Annotated in this window: 10 protein-coding genes; 8 read left to right on the top strand and 2 right to left on the bottom strand. The window is 73.2% G+C overall.

Annotated features, from left to right (window positions below):
* From sucB to BZZ08_RS37155, 5 genes are all read left to right on the top strand, one after another.
* On the top strand, positions 1–1,016 hold a 1,016-nt coding region (gene sucB / locus BZZ08_RS37180; protein WP_104636566.1), incomplete at its 5' end, for a 2-oxoglutarate dehydrogenase, E2 component, dihydrolipoamide succinyltransferase.
* 211 nt (positions 1,017–1,227) lie between these two features.
* Positions 1,228–1,851, top strand: a complete 624-nt coding sequence (locus BZZ08_RS37175) for a GntR family transcriptional regulator (protein ID WP_003976633.1) — start codon at positions 1,228–1,230, stop codon at positions 1,849–1,851.
* A 350-nt stretch (positions 1,852–2,201) separates the two neighbouring features.
* Positions 2,202–4,907 carry a pyruvate dehydrogenase (acetyl-transferring), homodimeric type gene (gene aceE, locus BZZ08_RS37170; protein ID WP_104636565.1) on the top strand — a complete coding sequence of 902 codons (2,706 nt, stop codon included), beginning with the start codon at positions 2,202–2,204 and terminating at the stop codon, positions 4,905–4,907.
* Between the two features lie 72 nt (positions 4,908–4,979).
* Positions 4,980–5,963 (top strand): helix-turn-helix transcriptional regulator, encoded by a 984-nt coding sequence (locus BZZ08_RS37165; RefSeq protein ID WP_104636564.1) that lies wholly within the window; start codon positions 4,980–4,982, stop codon positions 5,961–5,963.
* Positions 5,964–6,445: 482 nt separating this feature from the next.
* Positions 6,446–6,967: a DUF4240 domain-containing protein gene (locus BZZ08_RS37155; RefSeq protein ID WP_104636563.1), complete on the top strand. Its 522-nt coding sequence runs from the start codon at positions 6,446–6,448 to the stop codon at positions 6,965–6,967.
* Positions 6,968–6,989: 22 nt separating this feature from the next.
* Here BZZ08_RS37155 and BZZ08_RS37150 read toward each other — a convergent pair whose 3' ends face one another.
* Entirely contained in the window at positions 6,990–7,907 is a 918-nt protein-coding gene (locus BZZ08_RS37150; RefSeq protein ID WP_104636562.1) for a peptidoglycan recognition protein family protein, read from the bottom strand.
* Between the two features lie 108 nt (positions 7,908–8,015).
* Here BZZ08_RS37150 and BZZ08_RS37145 point away from each other — a divergent pair, with 108 nt between their 5' ends.
* A complete protein-coding gene (locus tag BZZ08_RS37145) occupies positions 8,016–9,200 on the top strand; it encodes a MarP family serine protease (protein ID WP_104636561.1) in 1,185 nt (394 codons plus the stop codon).
* Here BZZ08_RS37145 and BZZ08_RS37140 read toward each other — a convergent pair.
* Complete coding sequence (locus tag BZZ08_RS37140; protein ID WP_198601921.1) at positions 9,190–9,714, bottom strand: GNAT family N-acetyltransferase; 525 nt, start codon at positions 9,712–9,714, stop codon at positions 9,190–9,192. The two genes, BZZ08_RS37145 and BZZ08_RS37140, sit on opposite strands and share 11 nt — an antisense overlap.
* A gap of 72 nt (positions 9,715–9,786) precedes the next feature.
* Between BZZ08_RS37140 and BZZ08_RS37135 the strand changes: the two genes are divergently transcribed.
* On the top strand, positions 9,787–10,731 hold the full coding sequence (locus BZZ08_RS37135) for a TIGR01777 family oxidoreductase (protein WP_104636559.1): 945 nt from the start codon (positions 9,787–9,789) through the stop codon (positions 10,729–10,731).
* Between the two features lie 155 nt (positions 10,732–10,886).
* Positions 10,887–11,291, top strand: a 405-nt coding sequence (locus BZZ08_RS37130; RefSeq protein ID WP_133169265.1) for an FAD-dependent oxidoreductase, incomplete at its 3' end; no start/stop codon positions are given.

Raw genomic sequence — 11,291 nt, 5'->3', positions numbered from 1 at the left:
AGCCCGCCGCCCCGGCGCCCGCGCCGGCCCAGGCCGCCGCTCCGGCTGCCCCGGCCGCCGCCCAGCCGGTGGACGACGGTGCCTACGTCACCCCGCTGGTGCGCAAGCTCGCCGCCGAGAACGGCGTCGACCTGTCCAGCGTCAAGGGCACCGGCGTCGGCGGCCGTATCCGCAAGCAGGACGTCATCGCCGCCGCCGAGGCCGCGAAGGCCGCCGCCCCGGCTCCGGCCGCCGCTGCCGCTGTGACGGCCGGGGGCCCTGCCGCGAAGAAGGCCCCCACCCTGGAGGCCTCCCCGCTGCGCGGCCAGACCGTCAAGATGCCGCGCATCCGCAAGGTCATCGGCGACAACATGGTCAAGGCGCTGCACGAGCAGGCCCAGCTGTCGTCGGTCGTCGAGGTCGACGTCACCCGTCTGATGAAGCTGCGCGCCCGTGCCAAGGACGCGTTCGCGGCGCGTGAGGGCGTCAAGCTCTCGCCGATGCCGTTCTTCGTCAAGGCCGCGGCCCAGGCGCTGAAGGCGCACGCGCCGGTCAACGCCAAGATCAACGAGGCCGAGGGGACCATCACCTACTTCGACACCGAGAACATCGGTATCGCGGTGGACTCCGAGAAGGGCCTGATGACCCCGGTCATCAGGAACGCCGGTGACCTGAACCTGGCCGGCATCGCCAAGGCGACCGCCGACCTGGCGGGCAAGGTCCGGGCCAGCAAGATCAGCCCGGACGAGCTGGCCGGTGCGACCTTCACCATCAGCAACACCGGTTCGCGCGGCGCGCTGTTCGACACGATCATCGTGCCGCCGGGCCAGGTCGCCATCCTCGGCATCGGTGCCACGGTCAAGCGTCCGGCCGTCATCGAGACGGAGGACGGTCCGGTCATCGGCGTCCGTGACATGACGTACCTGACCCTGTCCTACGACCACCGTCTGGTGGACGGCGCCGACGCCGCCCGCTACCTGACGGCGGTCAAGGCGATCCTGGAGGCGGGCGAGTTCGAGGTCGAGCTCGGCCTGTAGTCTCCCCCCGCCAGTGGGCCCCTGTGATGCCCCCGCCCGGAACCTTCCGGGCGGGGGCATCACCGTGTTCCGGGCGGGGCACGCTGTGTAAGTCTCGTCTCACCTGCGTCAAAGCGCCCCCGTGCGCCCTTCCCGCCCACCGTGACGGCCGTATTGTTTCTCCACGTCAGTCGCCCCAGGGTCCGAAGGGGACCCTCCCGAAGGAGCTCTCATGACCGCGCCCGTCGTCCACTCGCTGCGCGAACAGATCCGCGAGCACATCCTGGAAGGGATCATCAGCGGACGCTGGCAGCCGGGCGAGCGGATCGTGGAGCGCCGGATCGCGACCGAGCTGGAGGTCAGCCAGACGCCGGTGCGGGAGGCGCTGCGGGAGCTGGAGTCGCTGCGGCTGATCGAGTCGGCGCCGAACAAGGGCGTGCGGGTGCGCAACCTGACCGCCGCCGACCTGGAGGAGAGCTACCCCGTCCGGGCCGGCCTGGAGGCGATCGCGGCCGAGCTGGCGGCGGACCGGCTGGCCCTGGACTGCTCGGCCCTGGAGCCGCACGTCGCCGCGCTGTACGAGGCCGACCGGGTCTCCGACGGCACGGGCCAGGTGCGGCACACGGTGGGTTTCCACCGGGAGCTGGTGCGGGCGGCGGGCAACTCGGTGCTGCTGCACACGTGGGAGGGGCTGGGGATCGAGGTGTTCACGGCGCTGTCGATACGGTGGCTGGGGACGGTGCAGCAGTCGTACGCGGAGGAGCACGAGGAGCTGGTCGCGGCCTTCCGCCGCCGCGACCCCCGCATCCCGGAGATCGTCAAGTCCCATGTCCTGGGCTGCGCCCCCCGCCCCTAGTTCGGGCCCCTGGAGAACGGCGCAGCCGTTCCCAGGGGCGCGGGGAACTGCGCGAGAAACCACGACGCGCCCGCACCCGCCACGCAACCGAACCACCCGAGCCGCACCGCGCTCACCTGCACAAACCTCCCATCTGAAGGTCACCCCGTGCCACCGCCGGAGGCACCCCGTGCCGACTTTCTCGTGATCAAGAGTTTTTGCCCCTCAACCCTTTGATCGATCATCGATCAGGGAGTTACAGTCACAGACGGGCTTGCACCCAAGCCCACAGCCCTGTCCTGCCAAAGACCTAGGGCACCCCCGAACCCTTGCCGATGAGGGAACCCCCTTCGACTGAGGAAGGCGGCGACATGACGACCGACCCCAAAGCCATCCAGCCGAGCGAGCTGGACCAGCTCCCGGACCGCGACCCCGAGGAGACCGCCGAGTGGCAGGCCTCCCTGGACGCCGTCACCCAGGCGGCCGGGCCGCACCGTGCCGCGTACCTGATGCGCCGCACGCTGGAGCGCGCCGAGGGCGCGGGCCTGGCGCTGCCGAAGCTGCTGGAGACCGACTACGTCAACTCCATCCCGACCGCCGACGAGCCCACCGTGGACGGCGACGAGGAGCTGGAGCAGCGGATCACCGCCTGGAACCGCTGGAACGCGGCGGCGATGGTGACCCGCGGCAGCAAGTACGGCGTCGGCGGCCACATCGCCACCTTCGCCTCCGCGGCCTGGCTCTACGAGACCGGCTTCAACCACTTCTTCAAGGGCAAGGAGGGTGACGGCTCCGGCGACCAGCTCTACGTCCAGGGCCACGCCTCCCCCGGCATCTACGCCCGTGCCTTCCTCGACGGCCGTCTGAACGAGGAGCAGCTGGACAACTTCCGCCGCGAGGCCGGGGGCAACGGTCTGCCGTCCTACCCGCACCCGCGCCGGCTGCCCTGGCTGTGGGAGTTCCCCACCGTCTCCATGGGCCTCGGCCCGATCTCCGCGATCTACCAGGCGCGGTTCAACCGCTACCTGACCAGCCGCGGCATCAAGGACCTGACGAACTCCCACGTGTGGGCGTTCCTCGGTGACGGCGAGATGGACGAGCCGGAGTCCACCACCGCGCTCACCCTCGCCTCCCGCGAGGGCCTGGACAACCTGACCTTCGTCATCAACTGCAACCTGCAGCGCCTCGACGGTCCGGTCCGCGCCAACTTCAAGATCGTGCAGGAGCTGGAGGCCCAGTTCCGCGGCGCCGGCTGGAACGTCGTCAAGTCGCTGTGGGGCACGGCCTGGGACGAGCTGTTCCAGCTCGACACCACCGGCGCCCTCGTACGCCGGCTGCGCGAGGTACCGGACGCCCAGGTCCAGACGTACCAGACCCGCGACGCCGCCTACATCCGCGAGGACTTCTTCGGCAAGGACCCGGCGCTCGTCGAGATGGCGAAGCTGCTGTCCGACGACAAGATCCTCGAGTGTTTCCACTACTCGCGCGGCGGCCACGAGTCCCGCAAGGTCTACGCCGCCTACCGCGCCGCGCTCGCCCACAAGGGCGCGCCGACCGTGATCCTGGCCCAGACGGTCAAGGGCCACACCCTGGGCAGCGGCTTCGCGTCCAAGAACGCCAACCACCAGATGAAGAAGCTCTCGGTGGACGAGTTCAAGGACATGCGCGACCTGCTCGGCCTGCCGATCAAGGACAGCGACTTCGTCGACGGCGTGGTCCCCTACGGCCACCCGGGCGCCGACTCCCCCGAGGTGCGCTACCTCCAGGAGCGCCGCGCCGCCCTCGGCGGTCCGGCCCCGGCCCGCCGCGTGCACCCGCTGGCGCCGCTGCCCGCGCCCGCCGACAAGGCGTTCGCGTCCTTCGACAAGGGTTCCGGCTCGCAGAACGTGGCCACCACCATGGCCTTCGTCCGCCTGGTCAAGGACCTGGTCCGGGACAAGGAGACCGGCAAGCGCTGGGTGCCGATCGTCCCCGACGAGGCCCGCACCTTCGGCATGGAGAGCCTCTTCCCGTCCCTGGGCATCTACTCCCCCAAGGGCCAGACGTACGAGCCGGTCGACCGCGACCAGCTGATGTACTACAAGGAAGCCGAGAACGGCCAGATCCTCAACGAGGGCATCACCGAGGCCGGCTCGATGGCCGACTTCATCGCCGCGTCCACCGCGTACGCGACGCACGGCGAGGCGATGATCCCGTTCTACATCTTCTACTCGATGTTCGGCTGGCAGCGCACGGCCGACCAGATGTGGCAGCTCGGCGACCAGCTCGGCCGCGGCTTCCTGGTCGGCGCCACCGCGGGCCGCACCACGCTGACCGGTGAGGGTCTTCAGCACGCGGACGGCCACTCCCCGGCCATCGCGGCGACCAACCCGGCCGCGCTGTCCTACGACCCGGCGTTCGCGTACGAGATCGCCGCGATCGTCAAGGACGGCCTGCGCCGCATGTACGGCGAGGCGGCCCCGGGCGAGGACCCGAACGTCTTCTACTACCTGACGGTCTACAACGAGCCGATGCCGCAGCCGGCCAAGCCGTCCGCGCCCGGCGTCGACGAGGGCATCGTCAAGGGCCTGTACCGCTTCAACACGGCGGAGACGGCGGGCCTGACCCCGGCCGCCAACGCCCCGCGCATCCAGCTGCTCGGCTCCGGCACGGCGATCCACTGGACGCTCAAGGCGCAGCGGCTGCTCGCCGAGGACTGGGGCGTGGCCGCCGACGTGTGGTCCGCGACCTCCTGGACGGAGCTGCGCCGGGACGCCATGGACGCCGACGCGGCGCTGCTGCGCGGCGAGGAGCGGGTGCCGTACGTCCGCCGGGCGCTGCAGGGCGTCGAGGGCCCGGTCCTCGCGGTCTCCGACTACATGCGCCAGGTCCCGGACCAGATCGCGCAGTGGGTCGAGCAGGACTGGTCCTCGCTGGGCGCCGACGGCTTCGGCCTGTCGGACACCCGCGACGCCGCCCGCCGCCACTTCGGCGTGGACGCCGAGTCCATCGTGGTCGCGGCCCTGGCCCAGCTCGCCAAGCGCGGCGAGGTCAAGGCGACGGCCGTGAAGGAAGCGCGCGAGCGCTACGGCCTGTAGAGGTCACGCGTCACCAACGGAAGGCCTTCGCTCCGGCGGAGGCCTTCCGGCGTTCTCCTGCATCATGTGGGGATGCGTGCTGCCCGCCTCATCAAGATGGTGCTGCTCCTCCAGTCCCGCCCGGCCATGACGGCCGCCGAACTGGCCCGGGAGCTGGAGGTGTCGGAGCGGACCGTGACGCGGGACGCGCAGGCGCTGTCGGAGGCGGGCGTGCCGGTGTACGCGGAGCGGGGGCGGGCCGGCGGCTACCGCCTGGTCGGCGGTTACCGCACCCGCCTGACCGGGCTGGCCCGGGGCGAGGCGGAGGCGCTGTTCCTGTCCGGGGTGCCCGGGGCGCTGCGCGAGATGGGCCTGGAGGACGCGGCCTCGGCGGCCCGCCTGAAGGTGTCGGCGGCCCTGCTCCCCTCCCTGCGGGACGCCTCCCGTACGGCGGCCCAGCGCTTCCACCTGGACGCGCCGAACTGGTTCCGCGAGCCGGAGACTCCCGAGCTGCTGCCCGCGGTGGCGGACGCGGTCTGGGACGACCGGCGCGTCGCCGCGCGCTACCGGCGCGGGACGGACGAGGTCGTCCGCGACCTGGAGCCGTACGGCCTCGTGCTGAAGGCCGGGGTCTGGTACCTGTGCGCGCGGGTCGCGGGGGCGGCGGGCGACGGGCCCTTCCGCGTGTACCGCATCGACCGGTTCACGGCGGTGGACGCGGGCGAGGAACGTTTCACCCGGGACGACGGCTTCGACCTGCCCGCGTTCTGGGCGGAGCGGGCCGAGCAGTTCGCGCGCTCGATCCTGCGGGCCGAGGTCGTGGTGCGGCTGTCGGAGCGGGGGGTGCGCACGCTGCCGTACGCCGTCGATGCGCTGTCCGTCCGGGAGGCGCTGGAGGGCGCGGGGGCGCCGGACGCGGAGGGCTGGGTGACGGTGACGCTGCCGGTGGAGTCGGAGGACGTCGCGCACACGCAGCTGAGGGGGCTCGGGCCGGAGGTGGAGGTACTGGCGCCGGCGGCCCTGCGGGAACGCTTCGCTCAGGATGCGCGGCGGTTGGCGGGGTTGTACGGGGGCTGAGCCGCCGGGTGGTTGCGGGTGCCGGGGTGGGTGTGGAGGCGGGGTGGGTGTGGGCGCGGGGTGGGGGACGCGGCCCGGCGTAGCGGGGTGCCGCTGCGCCCACCCGTGCCGCCTGGGGGTACCTCCCAGGCCGTTCAGGCACTGGGGGAGGCACGACTGCCCGCAGCTAGGGGGATAGCCGCGTACGGCGGGCCGGGGCCCGCAGGGATGGCGAGCCGCAGCCGCGTACGGCGAGAAGGGGTCGTGTCGGGGGGTGTCCGCCCGCAGCGGTTGGCGCGTCAACGCCCCGAGCCTCTTCAAGTAACCGATTCCGGGCCGTTCCGAGGACGGACACCCCCCGGCGCGGCCCCGACCCACCCACCACACGCACCGCGCTACGCGCACCCCCACCGAACCCGCACAGGCGCCGCAGGCATCCGCACATAACGATCCGCCGCACTCCACGTGCGCAGCCACCGCCCAGGGCCGATGCTGGACCCGTGATGGACGAGACGGAGTTCTGGGAGCTGATCGACTCGGCCCGGCAGCGTGCCGACGGCGATCCCGAGGACCAGGCCGACCTGCTCGTGGAGCGGCTGCTCGACATGGACCCGGACCTGGTGCTCGACTTCGCCCGCCACTTCGAGGCCCGTTACAACCGCGCCTGCACCTGGGACCTGTGGGGTGCCGCGTGGGTGCTGCTCGGCGGGGCCAGCGACGACGCCTTCGACTTCTTCCGGTGCTGGCTGATCGGCCAGGGGCGCGAGGTGTACGAGGGCGCGGTGCACGAGCCCGACTCGCTCGCCGAACTGCTGGACGACTTCGACGAGGAACTGGACGGCGACGGCGAGGAGCTGGGCTACGCGGCCGACGAGGCCTACGAGCAGCTCACCGGCACCGTGGCCCCGGACCTGGGCATCGCCCCCGCGCCCGCCGAACCGCTGGGCACGCCGATCGACCTGGAGGACGACCGGGCCCTGGCCGAGCGCCTGCCCCGTCTGTGGGCGAGGTTCGGACCGGAGTGACGTGCCCCGCCCGCCGGGACGGTCAGACCCGGCCCTGGAGGCGGGCCGCCGTGTCCCTGATGTCACCGAGGCGGGCGGCGAGGGCCGCGCCCGGACAGGTCGTCGCGTAGCCGTCGTCGTGACCCGCCACGGCGGGCAGGGTCGCGGTGGCGCCCGCGGCGTAGCGGCTGAGGCCGTTGCTGGAGACCAGGGCGACCTCGGCGCGCGGGTCGGTGCCGGTCTCGCCGAGCTTCCAGGCGGCCACGGCGGCGATCGCGTCGGTCAGCTCGCGGGGCACGGGCACCCCGGCGGTGTAGGTGCCGAGGGCGGCGATCCCGGTGGTGCGGTGGTTGAAGCCCTGGGTGTGGGCGCCGGTGACGGGCCGGTCGATCCCGCCGGCCCGGCCCTCGTAAACGGTGCCGCAGCGGTCGACGACGAAGTTGTAGCCGATGTCGTCCCAGTCCCGGGCGCCGGTCTGGCCCTGGTACACCCCGCGCAGTATCGCCGGCACGTCCGCGCAGTCGTAGCCGTTCGGCGTGTCCGTGTGGTGGACGAAGACGGCGATCACCTTGTCGTCGTAGCGGGGGGCGGGCTGCGCGCGGGCGGCGTCGCCCAGCCAGACCGACCGGGGCACGATGTCGGGGCGGGGCGCGGCGTACCGGTCGGTGGCGGCGGCCGGGGCCGCCCCCGTGTCGGCCGCCCGTTCCACGCCGTCGGCGCACAGGAAGAGCGCGGCGACGGCGGCCAGACCGGGCAGGGCACCGAGCAGCGCCCGGGCCGCGGCCGGCATGCGGGCGGCGCCGGGTATGCGGGCGGGCCGTCGCTCCCGGGCCCGGCGCGGTCCTCGGAAGACTCGCATGGTCCTACTGTCCGGCCGTTCCGCTCTGTCCGCGATGTGGGCTGTGCCACCCGGTGGAACCATCGTCCCGGTGCGCGGCGTTTCACGGGTGACCGCACACATTCGCTCGCACGGGTGGCCGCTTTTCGGACAGTCGCGCGACTCAGGCTGATCATCGGCCCGGTACGGCGCGTACTGAGGGTCCCGGGGTCCGGTAGAAAGGCGGTTCGCGTGGACCTGCTCGACATCGTGCTGGCGCTCGTGGTGCTGGTCTACGCGGCCTCCGGCTACCGGCGCGGACTGGTGGCGGGCTGTGTGTCGCTGGCCGGCTTCGTCGGCGGCGCGGCGCTCGGCGTCTGGGTCCTGCCGTGGGTGATGGACCTGGTGGCGCGGGGCTCGACGGCGGCGACGGTGGTCGCGGTGGTCACGGTGCTGCTGCCGGCGATGGTGGGCCACGAGCTGGCGGGGCGTCTCGCGCTGCGGCTGCGCCGGGAGCTGGACGCCGGTCCGCTCCGGGTGGCCGACGGGGTGGGCGGGGCGGTGGCGAACTCGGCGGCGGCGCTGATCGTGGCGTGGGTGGCGGCGAGCGTCCTGGCGGCCTCCTCGTCCACGCTGCTCACCTCGGCCATCCGGGACTCGTCGCTGCTGGGCGCGGTGCAGCGGGTGATGCCGGACACCACCCCCGCGTGGTTCTCCGGAGCGACGTCGGCACTCGCCGACGCGGGGTTCCCGCAGGTCTTCAACCCGTTCGAGAACGAGTCGGCCGCCGAGGTCGCCGAGCCCTCCGGCGACAGCGTCACGCCCGCGGCGACCCGCGCCGCCCGGCTCAGCACGGTGAAGGTGGAGGGCGTGACCGGCGCCCAGGGCCGGGAGGGCAGCGGCTTCGTGTACGCACCGGAGCGCGTGATGACCAACGCCCACGTGGTGGCCGGCATCGACGACCCGACCGTGCGGATCGGCGGTGTGGGCCCGGCGTACCGGGCGCGGGTGGTGCTGTTCGACCCGGACAAGGACGTGGCCGTGCTGTACGTGCCCGACCTGAGGGCCCCGGTGCTGCGGTTCGACGAGGACGCCTCGCGCGGCGACGCCGCGGTGGTGGCGGGCTATCCGCAGAACGGCGCCCTGGATCTGCGGGCGGCGACGGTCGCCAACCGGGTCCGCGCCACCGGCCAGAACATCTACAACGACGAGAACGTCACCCGCGAGATCTACTCGATCCGTTCCACGGTCCGCCCCGGCAACTCGGGCGGACCGCTGCTGACCACCGACGGCCGGGTGTACGGCGTGGTGTTCGCCCGTTCCACCTCCGACGCGGAGACCGGCTACGTGCTGACGGCGGCCGAGGTGGCTCCCGAGGCACGCGACGCGGCGGACGCCACGCGGGCGGTGGACACGGGCGCGCCGGTCACGTCGTGAGCGCGCCCTCGGCCGGGCCGTCCGGTCCGGTCAGCATCTGCCCCATCAGCACGTCGTCGACGTACCGGCCGTCGAGGTGGAACTCCTCGGGCTGTACGCCCTCGACGACGAAGCCTTCTGACTCGTAGAGCTTGCGGGCGGCCGTGTTGTGCCCGAGGACCCGCAGGGTGATGCGGCGGAAGCCCTCCTGCCGGGCCTCCTCGACGGCGGCCCGGACCAGTGCCCGCCCCACGCCGTGGCCGCGGGCCGCGTCGGCGACGGCGAGGCCCCGGATCTGGCGGACGTGGGTGTTGGAGGCCAACGGGGTGGGAAAACCGAGGCGGACATAGCCGACGACGGTGCCGTGGAGTTCGGCGACCAGGTGGGCGTCGGGCCCGCAGACGTCACGGAAGAAGGGGTCGTCCGGCCCGGGCGGGGGCGAGACGGCGTGGAGAGGGGACCAGGTCTCCAGGTCGATCCGGCGCAGCGGCTGTTCGTCCTCTGACCTGGCGCGGCGTATGTGCGGGGCTGGCATGACGGTCACTGTACGACGCGGTGAGCGGGACCGTTCCGGGGTTTTCCCCGGGCCACCCGGCAGGATGGGCCCATGGACGACGGACGCGTGAACGGCGGGCACATGGACGGACGCGTCGGCAGAGGACGTTCCCGCGTCGCGGTGGCCGGTGCGTCCGGTCTCATCGGCGGCGCGCTGGCGCGGTCCCTGACGGCGGACGGGCACGAGGTGGTGCGCCTGGTGCGGCGCGCGCCCGAGGGGCCGGGAGAGGTCCGCTGGGACCCCGAGAACGGGCGGGTGGACGCGGCCGGGCTGGCGGGCTGCGACGCGGTGGTCAACCTGGCCGGGGCCGGGGTGGGCGACCGCCGCTGGACCGACGCGTACAAGACCCTCATCCGCAGCAGCCGGGTGCACGGCACGACGGCGCTCGCGGAGGCCGTCGCCGCGATGGAGCGGCCGCCGCGCGTCTTCGTGAACGGCAGTGCGATGGGCTACTACGGGGAGACCGGCGACCGTCCCGTGGACGAGAGCGCGCCCCCGGGAGAGGGCTTCCTGCCGGGCCTGTGCGTGGAGTGGGAGGCGGCGGCGGCCCCCGCGCGGGAGGCGGGCGTGCGGACGGTGTTCCCGCGCACCGGTCTGGTCGTCGCGCGCGGGGGCGGCGCCTGGGGCCGGCTCTTCCCGCTCTTCCGGGCGGGGCTCGGCGGACGGCTGGGCGACGGGTCGCAGTACTGGTCCTTCGTCGCGCTGCACGACGAGGTGGCGGCGATCCGGCACCTCATGGACCGGGACGACCTGTCCGGCCCCTTCAACCTGACCGCCCCGCAGCCGGTGACGAACCGTGAGGTGACGGTGGCCATGGGCCGGGTGCTGCACCGTCCGGCGCCGTTCGCGGTGCCCGCGCCGGTCCTGCGGGCGGCGCTCGGCGAGATGGCGGGCGACGTCCTCGGCAGCGCCCGGGTCCTGCCGGCCCGCCTCCTGGAGTCGGGCTTCCGCTTCGCGTTCCCGGAGATCGACGGGGCGATCCGGGCGGCGCTGTAGGCGGGGCCGTATGCGACCGCCGTGCGACCGTGTGCTGCCTCCGTGCGATTCCCGTTGACCGTTCCGGACCCTAACCTCGTCTTGAACTCGGGTATTCCTCAAGCCTGTTGGGGGCATGACGTCTCCAGCGGCCGCGCAACCTCGAGGAGGGGCACGTGCTTGAGCCCGCGTACCAGGCGGACGTCGTCGTCGTGGGGGCCGGGATCGCCGGACTCGCCGCGGCGCAACGGCTGACCAGCGCAGGAGTGACGACCACGGTCCTGGAGGCCGCCCATACGGTGGGCGGCCGGATGGCCACCGAGAAGGTCGACGGTTTCCGGCTCGACAGAATCGGACAGCCGCTGTCCACGGCGTATCCCGAACTGCGCCGCACCCCCGGGCTCGACGGCCTCGCGCTGCTGCCCTTCGCCCCCGGGGTCCTGCTGCACAGCGAGGGCCGTCACCACCGCGCGGGCGCCCCGGCGGGCGTACGGAGCGCACGGGGCGCACTCCATGCGGTGCGCGCCCTCGCGAGCGCCCCCCGCTCGATGCCCGCGCCCCGGCGCCCGACCGGTCCGCCC

Origin of the sequence: Streptomyces sp. MH60 (assembly GCF_002939385.1) — a bacterium.
Lineage (GTDB): Bacteria > Actinomycetota > Actinomycetes > Streptomycetales > Streptomycetaceae > Streptomyces.
This window is presented reverse-complemented; position numbering and strand designations above follow the sequence as displayed.